The organism is Agriterribacter humi, assembly GCF_009192765.1.
Taxonomy (GTDB): Bacteria; Bacteroidota; Bacteroidia; order Chitinophagales; family Chitinophagaceae; genus Agriterribacter; species Agriterribacter humi.
In genome coordinates this window covers 154,116-180,060 of record NZ_VOHQ01000011.1, presented here as the reverse complement: position 1 = coordinate 180,060, position 25,945 = coordinate 154,116, and the positions used below count along the sequence as shown (strand labels likewise).

General features: G+C 42.6%; 15 protein-coding genes. 4 read left to right on the top strand and 11 right to left on the bottom strand.

Annotated features, from left to right (window positions below; genetic code table 11):
* Nucleotides 1–11: 11 nt before the first annotated feature.
* The 11 genes from FRX45_RS17595 to FRX45_RS17545 form a co-directional block, all read right to left on the bottom strand.
* On the bottom strand, nt 12–1,808 hold the full coding sequence (locus tag FRX45_RS17595; RefSeq protein ID WP_152269778.1) for a RagB/SusD family nutrient uptake outer membrane protein: 1,797 nt from the start codon (nt 1,806–1,808) through the stop codon (nt 12–14).
* Nucleotides 1,809–1,827: 19 nt separating this feature from the next.
* Nucleotides 1,828–5,220: a TonB-dependent receptor gene (locus FRX45_RS17590; RefSeq protein ID WP_226805436.1), complete on the bottom strand. Its 3,393-nt coding sequence runs from the start codon at nt 5,218–5,220 to the stop codon at nt 1,828–1,830.
* Nucleotides 5,221–5,445: 225 nt separating this feature from the next.
* Nucleotides 5,446–6,558: a FecR family protein gene (locus tag FRX45_RS17585; RefSeq protein WP_152269777.1), complete on the bottom strand. Its 1,113-nt coding sequence runs from the start codon at nt 6,556–6,558 to the stop codon at nt 5,446–5,448.
* An 80-nt stretch (nt 6,559–6,638) separates the two neighbouring features.
* Nucleotides 6,639–7,202, bottom strand: coding sequence for an RNA polymerase sigma-70 factor (locus FRX45_RS17580; protein WP_152269776.1), 564 nt, complete (start codon nt 7,200–7,202; stop codon nt 6,639–6,641).
* Between the two features lie 127 nt (nt 7,203–7,329).
* The gene (locus FRX45_RS17575; RefSeq protein WP_152269775.1) at nt 7,330–8,148 is read right to left on the bottom strand and encodes a 5'-nucleotidase, lipoprotein e(P4) family; all 819 of its coding nucleotides are present in this window, start codon (nt 8,146–8,148) and stop codon (nt 7,330–7,332) included.
* 126 nt (nt 8,149–8,274) lie between these two features.
* A complete protein-coding gene (locus tag FRX45_RS17570; RefSeq protein WP_152269774.1) occupies nt 8,275–9,507 on the bottom strand; it encodes an alkaline phosphatase family protein in 1,233 nt (410 codons plus the stop codon).
* A gap of 62 nt (nt 9,508–9,569) precedes the next feature.
* Entirely contained in the window at nt 9,570–10,469 is a 900-nt protein-coding gene (locus FRX45_RS17565; protein ID WP_152269772.1) for a metallophosphoesterase family protein, read from the bottom strand.
* A 78-nt stretch (nt 10,470–10,547) separates the two neighbouring features.
* Nucleotides 10,548–12,362, bottom strand: coding sequence for a RagB/SusD family nutrient uptake outer membrane protein (locus tag FRX45_RS17560; protein WP_152269771.1), 1,815 nt, complete (start codon nt 12,360–12,362; stop codon nt 10,548–10,550).
* 57 nt (nt 12,363–12,419) lie between these two features.
* A complete protein-coding gene (locus FRX45_RS17555) occupies nt 12,420–15,878 on the bottom strand; it encodes a SusC/RagA family TonB-linked outer membrane protein (RefSeq protein ID WP_226805435.1) in 3,459 nt (1,152 codons plus the stop codon).
* A gap of 254 nt (nt 15,879–16,132) precedes the next feature.
* Complete coding sequence (locus FRX45_RS17550) at nt 16,133–17,236, bottom strand: FecR family protein (protein ID WP_152269769.1); 1,104 nt, start codon at nt 17,234–17,236, stop codon at nt 16,133–16,135.
* 62 nt (nt 17,237–17,298) lie between these two features.
* Nucleotides 17,299–17,883 carry an RNA polymerase sigma-70 factor gene (locus FRX45_RS17545; RefSeq protein ID WP_152269768.1) on the bottom strand — a complete coding sequence of 195 codons (585 nt, stop codon included), beginning with the start codon at nt 17,881–17,883 and terminating at the stop codon, nt 17,299–17,301.
* Between the two features lie 217 nt (nt 17,884–18,100).
* On the opposite strand from FRX45_RS17545, the gene FRX45_RS17540 reads away from it, so the two are divergent.
* The 4 genes from FRX45_RS17540 to FRX45_RS17525 all read left to right on the top strand — a co-directional run bounded on the left by FRX45_RS17540 (nt 18,101) and on the right by FRX45_RS17525 (nt 25,901).
* A complete protein-coding gene (locus FRX45_RS17540; protein ID WP_152269766.1) occupies nt 18,101–18,742 on the top strand; it encodes an RNA polymerase sigma factor in 642 nt (213 codons plus the stop codon).
* A 127-nt stretch (nt 18,743–18,869) separates the two neighbouring features.
* Nucleotides 18,870–20,138, top strand: a complete 1,269-nt coding sequence (locus tag FRX45_RS17535) for a FecR family protein (protein ID WP_152269764.1) — start codon at nt 18,870–18,872, stop codon at nt 20,136–20,138.
* A 224-nt stretch (nt 20,139–20,362) separates the two neighbouring features.
* On the top strand, nt 20,363–23,827 hold the full coding sequence (locus FRX45_RS17530) for a TonB-dependent receptor (protein ID WP_152269762.1): 3,465 nt from the start codon (nt 20,363–20,365) through the stop codon (nt 23,825–23,827).
* A gap of 10 nt (nt 23,828–23,837) precedes the next feature.
* On the top strand, nt 23,838–25,901 hold the full coding sequence (locus tag FRX45_RS17525) for a RagB/SusD family nutrient uptake outer membrane protein (protein WP_152269761.1): 2,064 nt from the start codon (nt 23,838–23,840) through the stop codon (nt 25,899–25,901).
* Nucleotides 25,902–25,945: the final 44 nt, after the last annotated feature.

The window sequence follows — 25,945 nt, the reverse complement described above, 5'->3', positions numbered from 1 at the left end:
TCTATAGATTCTTATTCCCAGCCGGCAGGCTGGGTAAGTTGTTCGTTAAGAACAATTTGTTCCTGCGGTATGGGGAAGTAATAATATTTCGGTTCAATAAAGTTCCTTGGTTGCTGCTTGTCCCTTCCGAACATGATGCTTCCTTCATTTGTATTGGAGAGATAAAAGCTTCCGTCAGACAAATAATATTTTACAACACTGGCTTGCACTTCAGGAGGCAAACCGGCAATGGGTCCTTCCTGCCCCGGGGCTTCCAGTATAGCAATGTCTTCAACGCCATCACCTGTAATATCAATACCGCCCAGTGCGGGTACATACATGCCTTTCGAATCCTCTCCTAATAACGATCCGGCTTTCCAGCGATACAGGTCATCAAGACGCTTTCCTTCACAAGCCAGTTCCACACGGCGTTCACGCCTTATTTCCAGGATTACACCTTTACTGGCACCTGTAACCAATGGATACTTTGCCGACAAGTACGGATCGGGGGTTGTATTTGCCGCAACAAGATTCAGATCGGGCATACCAACTCTTCTGCGTAAAAGGTTAATGGTATTATCCAGATCGGTTTGAGTAAGCGTTCCCAACTCAGCCTTCGCCTCCGCATTAATAAGTAACACCTCAGCATAACGGTAAATAGGCAGATCAGTATAATTCAATTCCCATCCGCCACGAACGGCAGCATCGCGGGGAAAAAATTTTATTTGTAAGTAACCACCGAAACTAGGTTTGGAAATGTAGGAGGGGCCGCCAGGTGTAAGCGCAAAGCCCGGTGGCATAATGGTTTCTGCCAACCGTGGGTCGCGATTTTGAAATGCCTCTACAAAAGTTTTCTTATCATAATTTACGACATTGGTAAACGGCGTGCCGTCTGCATTTAAAAATTCATGCTCCAGGCTTGCACTTAAAGCCCACTGCCAGTCCAATACGGTGCTTGTGTTGTTTGCCACAGCTTCTTCCCTGCTGTTTTTCCACAACATAATCACTTCTTTGTTGGCTGAAAGATTATTGCTGCAGAATAATGATCTGAAATCCATTCCGCCATTACCGGTATTGTAGACCGCAAAACCACCTTCATCAATAATGGTTTGAGAAGCTGTAGCTGCACGCTGCAAAAAAGCTTGTGCTGAGCTTTGTAAACTCAGTTCATCGTGATATAACCTGTAAGTACCTTCATGCAATGCTACTCTGGACAAGAGAGATAATGCGGTCCATTTGGTAAGCATCGTATTGTTGGTTCTGTTGGGTAGTATATTTGCAATTGCATATTCAAGATCTGCCATTACAGAATCTACAACCAATGTGCGTGGGTCTTTGGGTTTATACAACAGCTCTTCATCGGAAGTACCAATTACGGCGGAATACCATGGCACGTCACCATATCGTTTTACCATGTTATAATAAAACTGCGCCCTGAAAAACCGTGCTACACCCATAAAATGATTGATCACAACCTGGTCTCCTACAGCTTTTCCGGCATAGGCCAAAAAGAAATTGACCGTACGCAGATTCCCCCAATTATTCCATCCTGCTACAGTTCCGGGTGTGATGCCACCCCGTATCAGGTTATCGGTTTCACTGCCACCGGTATTAATGGATATATTATCTGAGTAAAGATCAGTATAAGGATCGTACGAGTTGGTACTCATCATACTGTAAAAGCCGTTGGTATAGGTTTCCAGATCGGCAACAGTATTAAAGAATTCATTTTGTGTTATGGATGTTTGAGGATTGCGTTGCAGAAAATCTTTATTGCATGAACTCAACAGCGCAAAACCTGCCAATAGAAAATATATTGTATGTTTCATTATGTTTTGTGTTGACAGATTAAAAATTAAGGTTTAGTCCAAAAGAATAGGTGCGCTGGAATGGATACGCTGCCTGTGCCCTGCTACCTGTAGCCAGAGATTCAGGATCAAGTTTTACCCTGATATGCGATATCTCAAAAATATTCTCCGCACTTACATAAAAACGAAGCTTGCTCAGCCTGGCTCTTCGTAGTAAACCATCCGGAAGCGTGTAACCTAAGGTTACATTTTTTACACGCGCATAGGCTCCATTCTGCATATACCTTTTGTTTGGGATGCTTAACTGCTGCATATTATCTTCCGCACTATAAGCACGAACTGCAGGAAAATAAGCATTATGGTTTTCCGGGGTCCAGTGATCAAGGTTCTGAACGGTTACATTGGTCCAGGGCTGCGCATACACCCCCCAGAAATATACGTTCGATGCACCGGGATACCAGTCTCTTTTTCCTATGCCCTGGATGAATACGCGCATATCAAATCCTTTCCAGCCTCCTGCCAGGTCAATGCCATAAGGCAAGCGTGGTGCACTGTTACCAACTTTATGCAGGTCGCCCGGATCATCTACTGTACTTTTACCCTTATTCACCACACCATCTTTATTAAGATCTGCAAATTTGGGATCGCCTACAAAAAACTGGTACGACTGATCATCGGTACCCATCGCTGTTTGATTGGGACTGTTGGTCAAATCCGCCTCGTCATTAAAGAAACCAATGATATCCGCACCCCATATTTCACCAATTTCCTGACCTACATAATAATTACTCAGCAACCTGGCAGGATTATCGAAACGGGTAATCCATGACCGATTATCAGCAAGTGTGAAGGTGAGATTGTAGAAGAAAGGTGATCCCGCCAAATTGCCATTATCTCTCCAGTTAAGCCGCAGTTCCCAACCCTTTGTTTTTAAGTCACCGGCATTTTCTCTGGGTACCGCGGTTCCAAATACCGCAGGTAATGTTTTACCTGCAATCAACATATCTTTTGTGTAACGGGTATACTTGTCGAAATTTAGTGTTAACCGGTTTTCAAAAAAACCAAGGTCAATACCGTAGTTAATGGTTTCAATTTTCTCCCAGCTAAAATTGTCAGATACTGCTCCTGGTGCATACACAGCCATAGGGCGGTTTGCTCCAAGAATACGGTTCACCTGCCCGTTCGTCATGGTAGGTATATAGCCGTATTCTGCAACTGCCGCCTGGTTTCCTAAACTGCCATACGATGCGCGGAGTTTTAAAAGGTTCAGCCCTAAAGCATTTTTTACCGGCTGAAAAAAGTGTTCGTCGGAGATCACCCAACCTGCGGAAGCGCTGGGAAAGAATCCCCAACGTTTATCTGCCGGAAACCTCGATGAACCGTCATACCGTCCATTCAGTTCAAGCAGGTAACGTTCTTTGTAATTATAGCCTAAGCGGTAAAAAACGCCGCGCATTGCCCAATCGCTGATCCTTTCAGATTCTGTCATTGTACCGGTGCTAAGCCCGATAGATGGCAATGAAGTAGAAATAATATTATTTCTTCTGGCAGTATCCGTCGAAACGATTCTATACTCCTGGTTAAAACCTACCAATCCCTGCACAAAATGATTACCAAAGTTTTTATGAAAGTCGGTATACACATTATATACATTGTACCGATTGTTTAAACTATTGTTCTGTGCCCAGGTAGTGGTGGCGCCTGCATAAGCCACTGGGATATTAGGACCTGTTTTGTAAGGAACAGGAATATCATAAGATCTTGTCAACGCGTTACCTCTTCTAATGGTTGCATCGCCTTTTAGATCCCAAACACCTTTGATCAACGAAATATTTGCGGAAAAAGTAGTCTGAAATTCATTGAGCCTGTTTTTAGAGCGGCCGCCCTCCTGCATTCTTCCCAATAGTGAACCACCGAGATAGGTCCAGGAACCATCAGGATTTTTGGGAACGTCCAAAGAACTTTGCCTGTTTACATTCCAGAAAAAATCAGCATCCATCAATACCGGTGCATCGTACTCACTGCTGGTTATGAGTGTATTGTTAGAGATGTCGAGCCACCGGGTAATATTCAGATCAATTTTACCCCTGAGATTGTAACGGTTATAAATGTCATTGCCATATTTCAACATGCCATCCTGCCTGTAATAATCGGCCGATAAATAATAGGCCATTTTATCAGCACGTTTAGAAACACTCAGGTTTGTATTATAAGTAGGACCTGTTTTGTGATAAGCTTCGTTCAACCAATTGGTAGACCCGGTAGATGACCAGTAATCGGGGTTTGTGGGGTTGAGTATCACAGCGGGTAATGAAGGATCTTCTGACCTTTGCTTGGCATATGCACGTGCAGCCTCCGGGTAAAGGTTATAAAGGGGTCGTCCCGCCTCATGTTTAGTATCCATCACCAGGTAAGGATCAGTAACCAATTCCGGCAGCTTGCCGATCGTTCTGATAGCGACAAAGGAATTAACGGCTACATTTAGTTTGTTTCCTTTTGCAGTCTTGGTGGAGATGAGCACCACTCCAAAAGAGGCACGTGCCCCGTAAATAGCAGCAGACGCAGCATCTTTTAACACAGAAACGCTTTCAATATCGTTAGGATTGAGCCTGGATACTTCGTCCATGGTGAAAGGCACATTGTCTACAATAATTAAAGGTTCCCCGCCATTAATGCTTGTAAAACCACGAATATTAAAAGCGGGACTGGTAGTTGCCCTTCCGTTGGAAATAGTAATATTAAGGTTTGGAATCAACCCCTGCAACCCTGCACCCAAACTGGTTAAGGGCCTGCTTTCGAGTTGCTTCGCTGTTACCATATCTACCGCTCCTGTGAGGTTTACCTTCTTTTGAGTACCAAAACCTACCACCACCACCTCGTCTAAATTCTTATCGCCGGGCACCAGTTGCAAATTGATGTTTTCATCTTTTTTTACAGCAATTTCCTGGGTTATATACCCAATAAATGAAATTTCAAGTACACTGTTTTCAGGCACTTCAATAGAGAAAGCGCCATCAGCACCTGTAGATATCCCGGAGGTACTGCCTTTGATACGGATGTTAACACCTGGTAACGGCTGCCCTGTTTCATCGGTTATCCGGCCTTTAATAATGCTGCTCATGATTTCATTTACTGCAGCATTGCTGAGGACTACCAGGTTGTTATTAAGCACTTTGTAATGCAATGACGTGTTGCGCAATACATCATTCAGCAAGGTTTGTATGGATACCTTTTCTACCGCTATGTTAACCCTTACATCTCCGGGTAATTGCCTATCCTCATAAAGAAAGCGGTAGCTTGTACTTTTTTGAAGCATGTTGAACAATTTTTTAAGCTCAACATTTTTCACAGAAATACTCACATCATTTTGAGAATATCCCGTTGCGGAAGCCTGGAGACACACTACAATTAATAATATTGCAGTTAATTTCATGACAATAAGCAGTTTGTGAAATTTTGGACAAGTATCCCCATTTGACTGGGATACAATCAATTTTTTCATAATTTTACTTTATTAAGTTTAATAATAGGTACGGGTGATCGCGTTAAGAAAACCCTTACCGGATTTAACTAATAAAAGGGAGATGTAACAGCATCTCTCTTTTTCGTGGAGGGGTTATTGGTTCATGTCATAAGCATATCCTTTTTGTTTATTAATTTATTTGATGATAATTTTTCTTCCCATTATTTCGAAATCAAAATAATTAATGATCTGGAGCGCTGATAATGCCTCGGCAATATTTTCTTTTTCAAATACACCTGAAAAGCTTTTTTTCCCCAGGTGCTGGTTGGTGAGAATGATATCCACATTATACCATTTTTCCATTTTGTCTATTACATCAGTAAATGGTTCATTATCAAACACCAGCCTGTTTTCTATCCATGACACTTCCGGTATTGCATCAACCAGCGTACTTTGTTTCAGTGAATCAATATGATATATTTTCCTATTCTGATTATATGTCGCTGCCGGCGGAGCCTGTATATCATTGTTCGCAGCAGGTTCATTTTCCTGTACATCAATGGTTATTTTTTCATTGGGTTTCAGGAATATTTTGTGCTCAGGGTGATCCTTCATCGTTAATTCAACTGAACCCCTCAGCAGGGATGTTTGCACTTTATCACTCCCCGGGTAACTGCGCACATTAAACGCCGTACCTTTTACGAGAATGTTAACCGTTTTAGCGTGCACAATCAGCGGAACCGCCTCATCATGAGCTACATCAAAAAAAGCTTCCCCAATAAGGGTTACTTCTCTTTTATTTTTACCAAAATCAACATTATAACTAATCCGGCTATCGCTGTTCAACCATACTATTGTGCCATCGGGAAGTATTGTTTTAGATCGCGTTCCGGGCATGGTATTTACTTCATTTATCTTATGCTGCGCAAATCCTGCATTTCCCTTTTCCCTTCCGGTCATAAAAAAAACCGTAACCACTATAGTTATCAGACCCGCAGCAACCGCTAACCATTTTTTTATACCGGGCATAGCCGTACTATTATGCGTTAGCGGCAACGGAATGGCTTCAGACTCGTTATTTAATTCCCTGCTAAACCGTAACCGGAACTGTTCTAACGACCTTCTTTTTGTTTCGTCTGTGCGATATACCTGGCTGGGAGGATTGTCGAAATATTGGCAATAGATATCTACCTTATAGGCAATTTCAGGATACTCCTGCAACAGGTGTTCCAACTCTTTTAGCTCATCAAGGGATGCCTCACCGGATAATTTCCGTGCAACCAATTGCCAGATTTTGTTATACGACATTCAGGTAAAGGTTCTTTTGAATGACTAAAGGAACCTAAAATCAAAAAAATCCCCTAAATGGATCAGGAAAAAACGGAAAATTATTTATGAATGAGAAAGCTGAGCGACTGTACAATGCGTTTTCCGGCAATAGCCATTTGCGCATCAATCGTTTTTACAGAAAGATTAAGTATTTGTGCAATTTCCTTATATTTTAGCCCGTCTTCTCTTACCAGCTTAAAAATAAGCCTGCATTTAGGCGGCAGGTCTTCAATAGCCATATGTATTGATTTAAGCACTTCTTTTGAAACCATCAGATCCTCCGGATTCTGACTTGTGGCGGCTACATGCTGCAGTATTATGTCATTCAAATCAAAATCAACCCGGAGTTTATTGCGACTGAGATATTTAATAGAAAGATTTTTCACCGATACATACAGGTATACTTTCAGGTTTTCTATTTCAAGCAGCCGCATACGGTTGCGCCACAGGTTAATAAAAGTATCGGAAACAATTTCTTCGGCAACCTGCTCATCTTTTACAAAGGAAAAAGCGAGATGGTATAGTCCGTCATTAAAATGCAGGAATATCTTTTCGTATGCCGCCTGGTCATTAAATAAGGCAACCTGTTCAACCCAGTATTGTAATTGCAGTTCGTCTTGCATGCGGGAACAAATTACTATTTTCTATGCAACCGGCGCCAGCCGGGCAGGTAATCTTTTCTTCAACCATTCTATTTAAAGCAAGAATATAAATGCAAACGATTTCGTAACAGGCTAAGGTTGCCAACCTTTAATACTTTTTCAGTCCCCCGATGATAATGCTATCTTTTGTTGCCGGGGGCAGTGTGTGTTTGTATTGGTATAGCATCCCTTCCCAATCGCCGTACATGGCATTGGGCAATACAATGAATTTTGTGCCGAATAGCGCGGCATTATCACGCGTGGCTGCGTTGCGGATATCCGCAGGCTGCTTATCGAAAACTGCGCTGAAGTCGCTGAGGTTATCGCCAAAGAGCATAATGATTTCGTGCGTATCCGCGACAATTTGCCGGCGTGGCTCCTTGCCGGAAGTGGTGGTTTTGAAAGTAAGGTGGCTGTTCACCGCATCGGGAAAACCCCAGCGTTGAATATCCTTTAAAGTAGCGTCCCGCTCGGTTTCCAGGCGGTTGGTAATATAAAACACATCCACACCCCTGCTTTTGGCATACCCGAAAAAAGATAAGGCGCCGGGCACTGTATCGCAATCCACTTTTTTTGTCCACTCCATCCACGAAGCATCTGCATATTCTTCATGCTGCAAAGCGATATGCACCTGGTAAGGACTATTGTCTAATATCGTTTCGTCAATGTCGGTTACCAATGCCAGGGGTTTGCTGTAAGATTGCTGCAGTAAAACATCCAACTGCATTCTTGCGGTATTGTAAGCCTGGTAACATAAGGCTTTATATTCAGAAGCTTTTTGCTGCCATACGGCTCCCCATAGCGGACCCTGCGTAACCAATGAAGTTTGGGTATTAACAGCAGTTGTGCGCTGCACCTTACATGAGCCTGCTGCTGTTAATAGAAAAAATAAAATTATAAAACTGCATTTTACCCGACGGATATTCATAAAATAAAAACGGTTATTCAAAAAGGCGCAAAGCACCAAGGGCCGCAAAGAAAGCCTGATCTAATGATTAATCATCTTGTAAACGATGCCATACAAACTTCAAAACTACAAACCATAAACTTCCCGTTAATTCCTCTCCGTCACCCACCTGTTCAGCATATTACCCGGCGTTTCAATAACTACTTTATAAAAAGAGGAAGGCAGTTTGCTTACATCTATTATCGCTTCCTGCTTCGCCAAAGGTACTGTAGCATGTAAAGTATATTCATCCTTTCCTCCTTCTTTAAAATGATTGGTTGCGCTCAGCCATATCTTCACATTTCCCTTTTTTTCGAGCGCCTTCCAGGTAACGCGGAGCTTATCATTTTGCAGTGCCATATCGGGAGTTGTTGCATACAATTTCCCGGTTAAAGGCACACCATCAATTTCCATTAACTGGTCACGCGGTATAGAGATGTTTAAAAATTTGGCAATGGAAGGCATTATATCCACAATACCGGGGTTGCCTGTTTTAAAATAATGATTTAATCCTTTGGCATTGGTTACAATCCAGGTGCTTCTTTCCCTGTCCGACTGCCCGCCGTGCCCTTTTCCATTATCAGCGCTTCTGCCATGGTCAGTAGTGATATAGATGACCCAGTCTTCTTTAAAATTTTGTTTCCGGTATTGAATCGCCTGCCACAGCCTTCCCATCTGATCATCCATCATGGTTACCGCTTTATAAAACTGCTCACTGTCGCCATACATATGCCCCATATCATCTGTATACTCTAAGTACACCCATGAAAGATCAGGCGCTTTCTTTTTAATATAATCCACAGCGTTATTTACAACGGCTTCATCTATACGATGCATAAAATCCCTTCCTTTATCATGAGGATAATTTAAAGTATCTAATTCCAGCCCGTCGAAGTGATAATCCAATTTTATATTTCCTGTAGCAGGCAAATTTTCTCCCACTAATTTGGTACGGTTATCTTCCCAACTGGAAAATATAGCTGTCTTTTTATCGGGATACTGCGCTTCTAAAAAACGGAAGATGGTCCGGTAATTATAATTGGGAGCAGCAATATCATTATCCCAAACATTGTGCTTGTTCACCCATGTGCCGGTAAGTAAACTATTGTAGCCAACGGCCGAAATGGTGGGCGTTTCCGAATAGCCGCCTTTTTCACCACCCACATGTGCCCTGGTATATCCGCCCTCTTTGGCGATAGCATCTAAAGCAGGTGTGTTCAATTTTTCAATTACATCTGCAGCTATCCCATCTACAATAACGAATATGGCCTTTTTATTGGATTGTCCGCGGACGCCCATACAACAGCCCATCAATAATATAAATAAGAAATATTGTTTCATACCAACAAATTTAATAGGTCATTTAAGATACATTAAGAATTCCAAGTTCAAGCCGTTGTTTATCAGGAATGATGGGGATAATAATTATTCTCCACCGATCCATCGCTGTATAATTTTAAAATGGCAAAACCCGGAGGCGTTTCCAGGTAGTACCCTTCACCCGCCGACTCCTTATCACCTTTGCCCCACCAATAGCCGCTCATAGCACCATTGCAGCAATACCACACTTCATTATAAAGCGTTTTATCGTACAGGTGATTATGCCCGCTCAGCATTACCCTTACCTTATCGCGGTGCGTGTAAAAAAGATCCTTTAGTTTTTTATTGTCGGAATGATTACCACCCACCAGAATAGGTGTAGCGCCAAATACCGGGTAATGCGACATTAACAACGTGGGTGTTCCAGTAGCCGTTTTTTCAAGGTCGGCTACCAGCCAGTTGTATTGTTCATCATCGAGCGAAATGTTTTTATTATTGCCGTCTAATACAATAAAATGCCAGCCTTTGCGGCTAAAACTATAATAGCGGTGAGGAATATTCAACCGTTTAACCACATATGTTTTTCCATGCATTTCATGTTCCGGCGATGGCGACGCCCACCAGGGATCGTGGTTGCCAATGCAACTGAACAGTTCATACGCTTTCACACTGCTCATACACTCATCCCACGCCGCCCATTGTTCGGTTACCCGTTCCCGTGTAATATCGGGATAGTCAGCAGCATGTATGGAATCGCCACCATTCAATATAAAATCTATTCTGTGTTTTTTTACATCATCCAAACATTTTTTATAGCGCTGTGGAATATTTTCTTCCGGCCGGATGTGCACATCAGTAATATGTGCAATAGTGAGTACAGGCTTTTTGTTTTTATTACTTATTGTGGCAGCGGCCATACTTCCGGTAAGCATTGAACCTGCTGTTAGCCATCCCGCCTGCTTTAACAAAGACCTTCTTTTCATCCTTATTTTTTAAAGAATAGTATTACCGGAAAACTTTTTTTATTTACCGGTAATACAAACGATGCCCATGATATAAAATTAGTTCCAGCCGAATATTTGTTTTAACGCGGGATTTAAAGTGACCTGGTTAAATGGAATAGGCCGGTAATAATACTGCGGATCAATAAACTGTCTTGTTGTTGTTTCGGTAACAATGGTGCCACCGCTATTGCCATTTTTAAGATATACGGTTACATCATCGCCAAAATTTCCTGCTTTATAATAGACCAGCTTTATTCCGAGTGTATTTTCTTCCTGCTGTTCAGCAGGTGGTATGGAGGCCGTTTTATCAATTAAAATAATATCCGGAACAGCATCGCCTGTAAGATCATATTTTCCCAATCCCGGAAAATACATGCCGTCGGGTATAATTTCCAACCGCTTGCCTGCAGCCCATCTCATCAAATCATTATAGCGGTATCCTTCCAATGCAAACTCCACTCTTCGTTCACGCCTGATCTCAAGAATAATACCCTGGTTGGCACCACTGACGGCAGGATATTGGGCGGCAAGCACAGGATCTGCATTGGCATTAGCCGCTGTCAGGATAAGTGCCGGCAAACCAGCCCTGCTCCTCAGCAAATTAACAGACATATCCAAATCAGCCTGTGTTACAGTGCCTAGTTCCGCCAATGCCTCAGCATACGTTAACAACACTTCGGCATAGCGGTAGGCAGGAAAATCTGTTCCGGCCACCGCTTTTTGATCAGTACTGTTGATATAGCCTTTTAACTGGTGGTAGCCGGTGAAATTTTTATTGAGCCGTTGAATATACGGCGTGGGGTTGGGAGCATTGCTGGCTAAAATAAATCCGGGATATAAAAAAGTTTGCGAAAGCCTTGGATCACGGTTTTCAAATTCCTTTACAAAACCAAAGGTTTGATAGCCGCTTTGGTCTGTAAACCTTGAACCATCTTTCATTAAATAAGTTTGGATCAGCTCGCGTGAAGGCGATTGTTCGTAATCATTAATGCTGTACTTATTATCTCCACTCCTGTTCAGGTCCTGATCATAGATATTGGCTAACAATACTTCCGGGTTACCGGCAAGACTAAGACTGGTAAATAAAGTGAGATAATCTGCATCAGGTTTACCAGTATTATATATTTCATAGTTCCCCGAACTGATAATTTCTCCTGCTACCTGCTGCGCTATTTGCAAGAACGCATCGGCCGAAGCTTGTAAGTCCAGTTCGGAATGATATTTCCGGTAAGTTCCTTCATACAAGGCAGTTCTCGCATATATCAGTTTCACCACCCACACACCGGGAGTACCTTCAGGAACCGATTCTTTTACATTGGCAGAAGCAAAAGCAAGGTCCGCCATCACGCTGTCCATTACCAATGCACGTGGATCACGTGGTTTATATAGACCGCCACTGTCTGCGGGATTTAATGTTTGTGAATACCACGGTACATCCGAATACCTGCTTACCATATCCACGTAAAATTGTGCACGGTAAAACCTCGCCAAACCGGCATAATGATTTTTTACTTCCTGTGATACTTTGGCCTTGTCATAATTTTCCAGGAAATAATTAATATTTCTAAGCCTGCCCCAGCTCCAGCCACCTGTTATATTTTGAGAAGTGGGCGTTCCCGTCATCATGGATTTGATCTCCACAGCAGCGGTAGTTGCCTTATCATCCGTTCCCTGGTCGCTGGCATATTGCCCGGCACCGGGAATACTCAATAAACCATTGATATAGGAAGCCAGATCTTCTTCGGAGTTAAAGAACCGATCCGGCGGAACCGAGGTTTGCGGGTACCTGTCCATAAAATCTTTCTTGCACGAGATTGCTGCCAGCATTAACATTCCGGCAAGCAATGTATATAAATATTTTACTTTTTTCATACATTCAATTTTTTTGATTTAACACATGCCTGTAACGTATTGGCCAAGGAAGCATCCTTAAAAATCCAGGTTAAGACCTACTGCATATTTTCTCTGGTAAGGATATGCCCAGCCATAACCATCTGCCACGGCTTCGGGATCAATGTATTTTTTTATAGAAGAAAATTCATACAGGTTTTCCCCGGTAACAAATAATCTCAGCCGGCTTACTTTAACTTTTTTAGTAAGTGAAGCAGGTAACGTATAACCAAGGGTAACATTTTTGACCCTTAGGTAAGCTGCATTAAGCAAATATTTGGTTTGCGGCAAATCAAGTCCTGAACCATAATTGGCATCGGCCATCCAGGCCTGCAAAACAGGAAAATAGGAATCGGTATTGGCATCTGCTAAACCGGCGGCTATATAAGAAGCGGAATGCCTGTCCCTGTCTGTTCCGGTTTCAGAAGCGCCGCGGTAGTAATCGAGGTTCCATTCATAAATACCGGCGTAAGGTTGCTGATAAGGCCCCCAGAATAAATAATGTTTAGGATAGAAATCTTTTTTTCCTACGCCTTGCAGGAATACAGAAAAATCAAAATTATACCAATCGAAATCAAGATTTATTCCATAACGGTACCTCGTACTGTTATTGCCGATTATTTTAAGGTCTTTGGGATCTGTTTGCGTATTGCCCTGCTCTATCTTGCCATCTTTATCCTGGTCAACATATTTAGGCCATCCTTCAACAATTTCCAATGCACCCCATGGCACAATAGCAAATTCATCCAATGCGTCTATTTCTTCCTGCGTTTTAAAATAACCATCACCCTCCAATCCCCATATCTCTCCTATTTCCTGTCCTACCCTGTAACTGTTGAGCAATAACTGATCGTTCTTATATTTGGTAATTTTAGTACGCGAATCAGAAAGAATGAATTTTACACCAAAGGAAAAAGGTTTTGAAGCCATGTCAAAATTATCGCGGTATGCCAGTGATAATTCCCAGCCCTTTGTAGAAAGATCTGCTACATTTTGAGTAGGAGGACTTGTTCCTAATACACCCGGCAATTCAGCAACAGGTCCAAGCATGCCTATGGTGTTGCGTACAAAATAATCAAAGCCGCCCTGTACCCGGTTTTGTAACAAGCCAATATCTGCACCCACATTAAAAGTGGTAACTTTCTCCCATGTATAGGTGTCCGGATCAACACTCAAACTAGGCGCACCAGTAATAACAGAAGGAAAAGAGTTGTTAATAATATAAGAAGCTCTTCCCGTAGGCAGAGTTTGTATGTATCCAAAGTCACTTACACTCTGGTTGCCAAGATCGCCATAGGAAATACGGAATTTAAGCGTTGACACCTGTTTGGCTATACTTTTAAAAAAAGGTTCTTCGCTGGCTATCCATGCCGCGGAAACAGAAGGAAAAAATCCCCATCTCCGTTCTTTTGGAAACCTTGATGAGCCGTCATACCGTCCGTTGCCTTCAATAATATATCGTCCCTTGAATGTATAATTCAAACGCCCGAACACGCTGCGAAGCGCATAGGTAGTATAATCTGCCAGAACACTGGGGTTTTCCCCTGTGGTGAGGCCAATATAAGGAAGGGAAGAAGAAATCAGCCTGTCCCTTGACACACCTTCATACGACCAAACGTATTCTTCCTGGTTATAGCCGGCAATTACTTTGAAGGCATGATCGGACCCTATTTGTTTGTTGTAATTGGCAAACAGGTCGTATACATCATGCTTAACAATTCCATTTCTAACCAGAACGGAGCCGTTGCCACCTTCTTCCCGGATATCACCCTCGCCAAAGCCAATCTCAAACTTTTTAAAATTGGTATTATACTTCCATATCTCTCTCTTAAAACTGGCACTGCCGGTAACCTGAAGATCACCATTTAAAAAAGTAGCTACTGCACGGGAAATATTTTGAAAACCAAATCTTGTTTGCTCATCTCTTCCGCCATCGGTTAACTGGGCGCCTAATCTGCCTGCACCGGTATTTGCCCATGATCCATCAGGGTTTTTTGCTACCTGCGTGGGTTGCAAATAATACAGATCCGTGATTGTGTATGAAGGCGCATCTGTTATGGTTTGATAAATATTCAGGTTGTTTTCTATTTTTAGCCAGCTTAAAGGCGTAAAATTAATTTTTGCTCTCAAACCATATCGGTTCCAGTCATCCTTCGACAGTTTATTCAACCCATTTTCTTTGGTCCAGTCGGCGGATAGCAAATACCCGAACGGTTTGCCTTTACCTATTTCCGAACCCCCGCTAAAAGAAATACTATGGTTCTGGGAAGAACTCATTTTATTGAAGAAGTAATCATTCCAGTTATTATTGCCCATGTATATCCAGGCATTGGGGTTATTAGGGTCTTTTCTTACATCTTCAACAGAAGGATTTTCTGATCTTTCCTTAGCCCATTGATACTGGTAATCCGAATAATTTACATAGTCCCAGGGTGTATTATCGGTAGAGGTTTCCAGCACACGCGAATAAATATAGGGATCCGTTATCTGGTCGGGCAATACTGTGCGCCGCGACCATGAAAAATAGTTATTGTAAGTTACCCGCTGTTTACCGCCGCTGGCGCCCTGTTTGGTAGTGATTAAGATAACGCCAAAAGCCGCCCTCGCTCCATAAATAGCTGCCGAAGCCGCATCGCGCAAAACGCTTAATGAACCGATATCCTGTGGATTCAGGCGTAAAATATCATCTGTAGTGGATGCAATTCCATCAATAATAACAAGCGGTGAAGCTCCGCCGCCGGTAAGCGTTGTTATACCCCGAATATTAATATTGGGCGTGGCGCCGGGTTTGCCACCGGGGTAAGAAATATTCAGTCCCGGGCTTAACCCCTGCAATCCCTGGAACAGGTTAGCAATAGGGCGCTCGGCCAGTTCCTTGCCTGATATCTGATCTACCGCACCGGTAATGTTAATCTTCTTTTCGGAGCCATAACCCACTACCACCACTTCATTTAAAGAATTTTCTACAGGCAAAAGCGTAACCGTTAAAGACACTCTGCCTTCTATTGCTATTTCCTGTGGCTCATGCCCGATAAAAGAAAAAACAAGAATGGCGTTCTCCGGCGCCTTAATTTCAAAATCGCCGTCAACACCTGTGGTGGTGCCTATATTGGTATTCTTTAATTGTACACTTACGCCCGGTAATGCTTCGCCTAATGAGTTGATTACTTTACCTTTTACTACCACATCATTTTTTTCGGTTCCCTTTGGGGCTATTACAACTAAATTTTCTGAAAGCATACGATAACTCAGCCTGGTATCATTTAATATTTCCTTTAATAGCTCAGCAATAGAAATATTTTTAGCATTAACAGTTACCCTGTGATTAAAAGGCAGGTAATCATCATTGTATACAAAACGATAGTTTGTATTTTTTTCAATGACAGAAAACGCCTTTTCCAGGCTGGTTTTAGAAAAATTAACAGAGATTTTCTGGGAATGCACATCTGCACTCACATGCATACAAAACACAAGCAGAAAGAAGGCGGTAAATTTCATGATCATGAAAAATTTACGTAGGCTCCGCCTATAGCGAAGCCGGTTAAGCAGTAGGGTTTTTTGCATACCTTTGGTTTGTTGGTGAAAGTTTTTGTTTGAATGTTTGGACAAAAATCCTTGTAGCCTTCATTGCGCGGGAAATGCTTGCTCCATTTCCCGTTTTTATGACTATACGAACCGGATTACTATGAGCGCTTGATTGTTAAGAGGATTGGGGTTGGTTCATATAAAATGTAGTTTTGGTTATAAAATTCTTACTCTATCCAAATCACACCTTCGCTGTCTTTACTATACCGGAAACGGGTTCCCGTTAATTGAAAAGCACGCAATACTTCTTCCAGGCTTTCTCCTTCAAAAGTTCCCGTAAGGTTTAGCAGTTTTTTACCTTCGGTTTTAAAACGAATATCAGCGCCAAACCATTTTTCGAGGGATGCTGCAATTTTTTCAAAGGAAATGTTTTTAAATGCCAGTTTATTTTGTACCCATGCCGTTTCAGCAATAGTGCTGTCGTTCATGGTTGTAATTGCCCCTCTTTTAACGTATATCTTTTCTTCTTTACTGTGGTTTTCCGGAATAGCGTTCTTGTTTTCATCAGGCCGAACTGCAGGCATCGCTACCGTTAATTTTTCATTCGGACGCAGCATTATTATATTATCCTTGTTTTTATCAAACTGTACCTCAACAGACCCGTGGATAAGCGAAGCTACCGCACTGTCTTCATCGCTATAAGCCCTTACATTGAACACGGTGCCTGTTACTTTTATGGTAAAGGCTTTGGTATGAACAAAAAAAGGTTTAGCGCTGTCTTTGGCTACATCAAAATATGCTTCCCCAATTAATTTCACCTCACGGGTTTTACCATTAAACTGTTTAGGGTAGTCTAATGAACTTCCGGCATTAAGCCGCACTTTTGTTCCATCCGGAAGCAATACTTCCGAACGGGAACCCATTTGAGTCGCCAGGTGTTGTAATAAGGGGGCCGGGTCTTTTTCTGAGTGCCCTATCCCCCATTTCCAACCTGCAAACGCCAGCAATAAAACACTTGCCGCTATAGTGGCAAAGCGTAAAAGTATCCGCGGAATGGGTTTAGCCGCAGTGCTTTTCATACTAATAACCTCATTTGATTGTTGTGCAGCATGCAAACGCTGTTTGTGTTTTTCCACCAGCAGGGTTATATCCCCGGTATTAAAGGATTTATATGTATCGCGCCATTCCTGGTTCATTAGTTCCTGCATATATAGTGCATACGGATACTGCTGCAGCAAACGTTCCAGTTCCTTTATCTCTTCCGCAGATATTTCCTTTGCCGTTTTCCGGGCGAGAAGATGCCATATCCTTTCATTTTTGTCATGATACATAAGCCATAAAAATATAAGACAGGATAGCAAACAATAATTCCCTAAAGATTTTTAAAATAATTTCATTCGCGATGAAAATAGGAATTGATAAGCTCTTCAGGAATGTCTAACCGTATCGTTAAGGAAAGCTTTTTTATGGCAATAGCCAGTTGGGCATCAACCGTTTTTGAAGAAATTTCCAGGAGCCCGGCAACTTCTTTATAAGAGAGCCCATCCATTTTTACAAGGCGGAAAATGAGCTGGCAACGGGCAGGAAGTTCCCGAATGGCTTTTTCAATAAGCTGAGCCACTTCCGTAGAAATAAGCCGGTCTTCCACATCAGGAGCCATTGCCAGGGCGTCCCTGTCTAATGATTCATAATCGATATGTTTTTTTCGTTGACCTAAACTGTTCAATGATAAATTGCGCGTACATACATAAATATAAACCAGTGGCTGCTGTACGCTGGAAAGTTGTTCTCTTTTTTGCCATAGCATTATAAACAAATCGGAAACAATTTCTTCAGCCACATGAAAAGAACCGGTAATGGCAGCAGAAAAGTGTATGAGTTTGCTGCACAACATCCGGTATAACGAGTTGAACGACTCCATATTCCCATTAGAGCAAACGTCAAAAAATAAAGATTTGACCTTTTCGCCAGTTCTCATGATGTAAAAGTATATAAATAGCCGTGTAAATTTTAAAGGCGCATATTACCTGTTTGTTATAAACATACATTTTCGGAATATCAATCGTTTGCGCAATATGATTCTCGGGCAAGAGAACTGCTAACTTCCATACACTCCAGTGCGTATCAAAAACATACCCCGCAGTACAAGCGCCAAAGTTTGGAATGCCCGCGGGAATTTTCTCAAACAACAATGATTGTTTACTTTCGCTTATCAAAACTTAATTACTGCCAGGTTGCATGCCTTTAAGCCATATGATGAAACTACACTGCTTTTAAACACCGCCAGGGGGGATGAAGCTGCATTCAGACAATTGTTTGATGCCAACTGGGATAGAATTTACAGTGTTGCTTTTACGTTTACCAAATCGGCGGTGATAGCCGAAGAAATGGTACAGGATGTGTTTGTAAAAATATGGCTCAACAGAACCCAGTTGAGTACCATCAGAAAATTCAGTGACTATCTTTTTATTATTGCAAGAAATCATATATTAAGCGTACTGCGAAAGAAAATAATGGAGGAGCCATTTACTGATCACCTGGCCGATTATTTCAAAGAATCCTGCAATCTTCCCGATCAGCAGTTATTGTGCAGAGAAACGGAGGCGCTTGTTTTACAGGCGCTGGAAAAATTACCGTCTCAACAGCAGCTTGTATATTCCCTGAGCCGGCAGCAGGGTCTTAGTCTTGATGAAATTGCCGCAAGGCTTTCTATATCAAAAAACACGGTGAAATCGCACTTGAGCAAAGCACTGCATTTTATCCGGCAATACCTTCATACACATTCGGGGGCAGTGGCATTTACTATTTTATATTGCCTGGTATCCGGTATCTTATAACTTATCTAAACACTTTAGCCGGTTGCAGCTTTAGCACATGGGATTTTTTTTATGAGACAACTCATACCACCTCTCTTTTTTTGCGTCTTTATTTTGGAAAAGCTCATTATTTACATCTGACTGCTATATGAACGAGGTGCAATTCAACATTCTGCTGGAGCATTATATTAACGACAGGCTAACTCCTGAAGAGTTCCCTCAATTTATTCATTACTTGCGCCTATATAATAATACAGGGCAGTTGGAGCAGGTAGTGGAGCAGGCATTGCAGGACGACAATTTCAAGGGGCTTTCCGATGAGTCGAGGTCGGAAAAAATCTTCCAAAGAATTTTACAGCAGGCACAAATCACGCAGAATAACGTGGTGACCGGGCAGCCGGAAATGCATATGCCGGGCAGCCGCAATCGTATCCGCATCCTGCGCTGGATGGTGGCCGCTTCTGTACTGATGAGTATATCAGGTATCATCTATTTTTTTTTCACAAAACAACAAACGCCTCCCGCGGTTACGATCAATAAGACAGTACATCCAGCTTTCGTTACAGATGCTGAGCCCGGCACAGACAGGGCCATTTTAAAACTGGCAGATGGAAAAGAGCTGATGCTGGACAGTGCTGGTGCAGGCATGCTAACCCGGCAAGCTGACGTAAAGGTGCTTAAAACCGGCAAAGGGCAATTGTCTTACCAGGCTGCCTCCGGAGCTTCATCAGTGGTTGTGTATAATACACTATCAACACCCAGGGGCGGCCAATACCAACTGGTGCTTCCGGATGGAAGCAAAGTATGGCTCAACGCGGCTTCCTCTCTTCGTTTTCCCGTTGCTTTTCCCGAAAAAGAACGGGTGGTAGAATTAACAGGAGAAGCCTATTTTGAGATAGCGCCATCAAAAATGAGCACCGGTGAAAAGCGGACCTTTATGGTACGCGATGGTAGGCAAAATGCCGGGGCAACCGGCTGGCAGGTTGAAGTGCTTGGCACACATTTTAATATTATGGCCTATGAAAATGAGAAAGCGATTCATACCAGCTTACTGGAAGGTTCGGTTAATTTTTCAACATCCGGTAACGGAAAGCAACAGGCAGTAAAAATAGCTCCGGGTCAGCAGGCTTTATTGCAGAAAGACAATGCAGAGATTAAAGTGCAGAATGCAAATGTAGAATCGGCCGTTGCCTGGAAAAACGGATTGTTCCGGTTTAGCAGCGATGATATACAACACATCATGCGGCAGTTGGAAAGATGGTATGATGTGAATGCCATCTATGCCGGTAAAATACCGGACGGGCACTATAGCGGTGTTGTGAACAGGGATAGCAAACTCTCAACCGTATTAAAAATTTTAGAAGAAAGCGGGCTTCATTTTAAAATACAGGACAAAACGCTAACTATACTCCCGTAGCAATAACCCAAACAGTGATTTTTAAAAAATGGTATTCAGTATTTGTTGAGAGAAAGAGACAATACCATTTGCATTTATTTTGACCCACCTTGAACGAAGATCAAATTTGATAATGCTGGTTATCCAAAGAACCAGGGATGGTTGAAGCACCCCTGGCGAAGGGTTAATCATTTTTATACAATCGGTCGAAGGATTGTTTTTCATAACCCAAACATTACAAATGTATGAACTTTAAAGTCGTTTTAAGGGTTCCGCCCGGTATGCGGCCCCTGCTTACCAAAACCTGCCTGCCGGTGAGGCAGGTGCTACTGATTATGAAACTTACGGTTGTTTTGCTGATAGCCGCATGCCTGCAGTTGCACGCCGAAGGTTATGCACAAAAGCTGACGGTAAAGGAAAAAAATGTACCGGTACAGAAGATCTTCAAAGTCATTGAACAGCAAACCGCTTATCATTTCTTTTACAAAGACGAACTGCTCCAGAACTTAGGAACAGTAGATGTAAATGTAAAAAACGCCACGGTTGAATCTTTGCTTGATGAATGCTTTAAGCAATTGCCGCTTACCTACGCTATTATCGAAAAAACCATTATCATTAAAAAGAAAGCGCTTCAACCGCTTAATGAAATGGATGTTTTGGCGCCTGCGGCAGAGATCAAAGGACAGATCAGGGATAACGAAGGCAACTCCCTGGCCGGCGCCTCGGTAAAAAACAGGAGAACAGGCAAAGGAATTGCCACCGACATCAATGGAGTTTTTTCCATTGAGGTGGAAATAAATGATGTGCTCGAAATTTCGTCCGTAGGATTCGAGCCACAAACAGTAAAAATCACTTCTCTGCAACAAGTGATAGAGATTTCTTTGAAAGTAGCCGTTTCTGAACTTGAAAACACCATTATCGTAGGTTACGCAAGCCAGAAAAAGAAAACACTTACCGGTGCGGTGTCATCTATCAGCGGGTCGGCCATGATTACTACCAAAAATGAAAACCCGCAGAATATGCTGACGGGAAAGGTTTCCGGTGTAAGGGTTGCACAAAGAAGCGCTGAACCAGGGGCATTTAATAACACATTTGATATCCGCGGCTTTGGCGCTCCCCTTATCATTATTGACGGGATACCCCGTTCCAATGCAGATTTCCAGCGATTAAATGCAAACGATATTGATAATATATCTGTTTTGAAAGATGCATCAGCCGCCATTTACGGTGTGCGCTCTGCCAACGGGGTGGTTCTGATTACCACTAAAAAGGGAAAAAACAATGAGAGCGTTTTATCTTATGACGGAGGCTTCACCTGGCAGTTCCCGTCCGGCTTACCCAAAACAGTTGACATTTACCAGTATATGACACTCCGGAATGAAGCGGCTATGCATAATATCAATGGCGGCACTCCTGTATATAGCGATGAGATTTTCGAAGAGTACAGAAACGGAACAAGAAAAAGTTACGATTGGTACCCGTTGGTATGGGCAAATTATGCTCCTCAAACACAACATAATTTAAGCATTACCGGTGGTAACGATAAAATTCAATATTATGTTGGTGGCGGATACATGAGCCAGGGAAGTTTTTTTAAAACAAACGATCTTAATTATAATAAGTATAACCTCCGCACAAGTATTACTGCAAAAATCGCAAAACGATTTACGTTGGATGCAAACATTAACCTGGTTACAGAAACCACCAATCAGCCCTACCAGAGTGCATGGTGGATCATCAGGTCGTTCTGGCGCCAGGGTCCGCAAATCCCGGCTTATGCAAACGATGATCCTGCCAGGCCCTATCATGGCTTGATAGAAGGCGATAATCCCATATCTTTTATGGATAAAGATATCAGCGGATACCGGGTGTTTAAAAATAGCTGGATACAGCCTGTGCTGAGCCTTCAATACGATATCCCGGCGATACCGGGCTTATATGCAAAAACCCTGTTTAGTTACGACTACTCCTTATCCAACAGGAATTATTTTCAGGAAGAATACCAGCAATATCGTTACGATGAAGCTTCGCAAACCTATACTTCTTTTGCCAGGCAATCTCCCAACAGGGTAACACGCGAAGCATATTTTTATTCACAGCTTTTAAGTCAAAGCTCCTTAAACTACAGCAACAATTTTGCAGGCGCACATAAAGTTGACGCTGCGCTTATCTGGGAAGCGCAAAAGAGAGAGGGAGATAACCTTATTGCGCAAAGAGACCTGGCGTTACCGCTGCCCTACTTATTTGCCGGCGTTCCGTTGAACCAGGCTGGAAGAATGAATACGGGATCAGGCGATCTTTATGAAAATACCAACATGGCATTGGCCGGAAGGTTGAACTATGGGTTTCAGGGTAAATACCTCGCAGAATTTTTATTCAGATACGATGGAACATCAAAATTCGGCAATGGGTATCGCTGGGGATTCTTTCCCGGAGGCTCAGTAGGGTGGCGTATTTCAGAAGAAAATTTTTTCAGGAATTCCAGTACGCTGTCGTTTGTACAACAATTGAAACTGCGCGCCTCTTATGGCATTACAGGCGATGATGGCGCAGTTGATTATCAATGGGCAAGTGGTTACAATTATCCAACAGGTTCCGATTCCAGGAATTTTACCGGCGGATATGTATTTGATGGAAACTTTATTGCCAGTGCAAGCAATAAAGGAATCATTAACCCTGCCATTACATGGTTTACTTCACACACTTTTGATGCGGGATTAGATTTTGTTGGATGGAACGGCCTGCTTGGCGTTACGTTCGATTATTTTGTAAGAAAGCGGGACGGCCTGCTTGCGCAAAGAAATGGCGGGATTCCCACAGTTGTAGGTGCCGCGCTTCCACAGGAGAACTTGAACAGCGATGTTACCTATGGATACGATTTTGAAGTTACACACAATAACAACATTGGCGCGCTTGCTTATAGCCTTAAAGGAATTTTTTCATATGCACGGGTGAAAGCCCTGTATGTTGAAAGGGGGGCGAACGGAAGCTCTTACTGGAACTGGAGAAACAATCAAAACGACCGTCTTCAGAATGTATGGTGGGGATATACCGGTAATGGCAGGTATGAATCCTGGGAAGACATCTGGAACAGCCCCGTATACACAGGACGCGGAACGCTGCCCGGTGATTACCGTTACGAAGACTGGAATGGCGATGGTGAAATTAATGATTTAGACCGGCATCCTTTTCAGTTAAGCTCCACACCGTGGATCAATTATGGTCTTTCGGCCAATCTCTCTTATAAAGGAATTGATCTGTTCATCCTGTTTCAGGGCTCCGCACTATCAACCGTTCAATATGTGGAACAGTTGTATATGCCATTATGGGGCAACAGTGAATCCGGCGCTATGGTGCAGTTTATGGACCGCTGGCATCCTAAGGACCCAGCGGCAGATCCTTATGACCCGGCTACAGAATGGGTGCCGGGATATTATGGTTATACCGGATCGCTGGCGGATGTATCTTCTTCTTATAATTCTGTGAACGGGGCTTATTTAAGATTAAAAACAATTGAACTGGGATATACGTTGCCGGAAACCTGGACCAAAAGAGCAGGCATAAAAAACACGCGTTTTTATATTAACGCATATAATTTATTAACCGCAACTAAGGTAAAGTATATTGATCCTGAACATCCTAATGATACGTACGGTTATTTATATCCGTTAAATAAAACGGTTTCCGTTGGCCTAAATGTTACATTTTAATATGATCATCATGAAATCTAAATATTATTTTCTATACATTATTTTGGGAGCCTTCTTCCTATTCAGCTCCTGCAAAAAATATCTTGATGTTCCACCAAAGAACATTGTTAATGAAGCAGACCTTTTTTCTAACTCAAAGGGAATGCAGCTTTACCTGTCAAGAATGTACAGCCAGATGCCATTTGAAGATTTTAAATATTCACCGGCAAGGCAATTCTTTGATGACTGGTTGGTAACGCCAGGTACAAATGAAGGTTCATCGCTTGGAAGGGATGCCGGTGAAGCAATGACCTCCGAAGGATGGGCGCGTAACGGAGCCTATTGGGGGCGTGCATTTAATTTGCTCAGAGATGCCAATAATCTTTTAGAGAAGCTCCCTGCTTATAAAGACAACTTTAACGAAACAGAATATACCCAATACATCGGCGAAGCCTATTTTACCCGGGCGATAGTGTTTTATGCGCTGGCAAAAAGATATGGAGGTGTACCATTGGTAACCTCCCTGCTTCAATATCCCGAAAAAGATGCCACAGCTTTAGAGGTTCCCCGTGCAACTGAGGAGGAAACATGGAATCAGGTACTTGCAGATTTTGATATGGCCGTGGCAAACCTGTTTGAAACCAGTCCTGTTAAAGGCTATGCCAATAAATATGTGGCCTTGGCATTTAAATCGGAGGCTATGCTGTTTGCAGGTAGCGTTGCAAAATACAATACGATAACAGGGTTTGGACAAAAAACCAAAGTACGTGTAATAGGGTTTGATCCCGCCACTGCCGCAGCCGCTTCGGCAAAATATTTTACCGAGGCGTATACATCGGCAAATAGTATCATCAAATCGGGTAAATATTCTCTTTACAAAAAGAAATGGTCTGCAGGCGACAAAGAGGCTCAATACCAAAATATGGTTGACATGTTTTTTGACGCCTCGAGTCCCGAAAATATTTATACCAAAGATTATAAATGGCCGGACCTTGCCCATGGCTACGATTCTTATAATATTCCACGCCAGCTAATGGGCGGTAATGGATATTCGGCAGGCAATTGTCCAACACTTGATTTCGTGGAGCTATTTGACGGAATTGATAAAAATCCGGATGGTACGATTAAGGTATGGGATGCGAATGAAAAATACATCTTATACGATCAGCCTACTGATATTTTTGCAAATGCAGAACCACGTTTGAGGGCTTATGTTATTTTTCCGGGTGATGTTCTTAAAGGGCAGGTAATGGAAATAAGAAGAGGTGTATATACCGGTAGCGTTGCAGGCGGAATTGCACCATTGCGTACTGTAAACGGTACAACAAACTATTCTATCGGAGGACCGCAAACATACAACCAAACGGATGCTTATACAGCCAGTGGTGCTTTTGCAGGAAACAAATCTTTGTTTTTGTCTCAAAATGGTACAACCCATGAGGTGGTTACCTTACCTGATGGAACAAAGATGAATGGAGGCGGCAAAAACGGCCCGTTCGGTACTTCAGATTTAACGGCTGCATTTACAGGCTTTGCTGTTCGTAAATGGATTAATCCTAACCTTCCCCAGGCATTGGTGCTGGAAGGAAGGTCAGAGCAATCTTTTATTTTAATGCGATATGCTGAAGTGTTGTTAAATGCAGCGGAAGCAGCGGCTGAGCTGATGCTGGCAGGCGTAAGTTCACCGGATGGAGATGATTTGAATACAGTTGCGTATGAAGCCATCCGAAGCATCAGGGAAAGAGCCGGAGCCGATCCCCTGGCTGGAATTTCAGATATAGCCGGGGAGCAGGGATTGCAGGTAATCCGGAAAGAACGCAGAAAGGAACTGGCTTTTGAGCATAAAATTTTGTGGGATATACGCAGGTGGAGAACACAACATTCAGACATGTTAAATGGCTTCAGACAATCCGATGGCGCCTATTATCGCGGGTTATACCCTTTTTATTCGGCTGTAGCGGGTAAATGGTTTTTTGATGCAGGATTTGAAGAAGCAAGAAAGCGCTTCAGGCTAACAGAGCAGGAATATTATTTCGCAATACCCGGCGCCGAAGTAACAAAAAGTCAGGTTATAGACCAGCAACCAGGCAGATAGCTGCCAATTGTAAATGATTAAAAGTAAAAGCATGAAACGCCCTT

What these genes read in the sequence shown, in the direction of transcription:
- FRX45_RS17595 (WP_152269778.1), bottom strand. Translation starts at nt 1,808, where the DNA reads ATGAAACATACAATATATTTTCTATTGGCAGGTTTTGCGCTGTTGAGT.
- FRX45_RS17590 (WP_226805436.1), bottom strand. Translation starts at nt 5,220, where the DNA reads ATGAAATTAACTGCAATATTATTAATTGTAGTGTGTCTCCAGGCTTCC.
- FRX45_RS17585 (WP_152269777.1), bottom strand. Translation starts at nt 6,558, where the DNA reads ATGTCGTATAACAAAATCTGGCAATTGGTTGCACGGAAATTATCCGGT.
- FRX45_RS17580 (WP_152269776.1), bottom strand. Translation starts at nt 7,202, where the DNA reads ATGCAAGACGAACTGCAATTACAATACTGGGTTGAACAGGTTGCCTTA.
- FRX45_RS17575 (WP_152269775.1), bottom strand. Translation starts at nt 8,148, where the DNA reads ATGAATATCCGTCGGGTAAAATGCAGTTTTATAATTTTATTTTTTCTA.
- FRX45_RS17570 (WP_152269774.1), bottom strand. Translation starts at nt 9,507, where the DNA reads ATGAAACAATATTTCTTATTTATATTATTGATGGGCTGTTGTATGGGC.
- FRX45_RS17565 (WP_152269772.1), bottom strand. Translation starts at nt 10,469, where the DNA reads ATGAAAAGAAGGTCTTTGTTAAAGCAGGCGGGATGGCTAACAGCAGGT.
- FRX45_RS17560 (WP_152269771.1), bottom strand. Translation starts at nt 12,362, where the DNA reads ATGAAAAAAGTAAAATATTTATATACATTGCTTGCCGGAATGTTAATG.
- FRX45_RS17555 (WP_226805435.1), bottom strand. Translation starts at nt 15,878, where the DNA reads ATGAAATTTACCGCCTTCTTTCTGCTTGTGTTTTGTATGCATGTGAGT.
- FRX45_RS17550 (WP_152269769.1), bottom strand. Translation starts at nt 17,236, where the DNA reads ATGTATCATGACAAAAATGAAAGGATATGGCATCTTCTCGCCCGGAAA.
- FRX45_RS17545 (WP_152269768.1), bottom strand. Translation starts at nt 17,883, where the DNA reads ATGAGAACTGGCGAAAAGGTCAAATCTTTATTTTTTGACGTTTGCTCT.
- FRX45_RS17535 (WP_152269764.1), top strand. Translation starts at nt 18,870, where the DNA reads ATGAACGAGGTGCAATTCAACATTCTGCTGGAGCATTATATTAACGAC.
- FRX45_RS17530 (WP_152269762.1), top strand. Translation starts at nt 20,363, where the DNA reads ATGAACTTTAAAGTCGTTTTAAGGGTTCCGCCCGGTATGCGGCCCCTG.
- FRX45_RS17525 (WP_152269761.1), top strand. Translation starts at nt 23,838, where the DNA reads ATGAAATCTAAATATTATTTTCTATACATTATTTTGGGAGCCTTCTTC.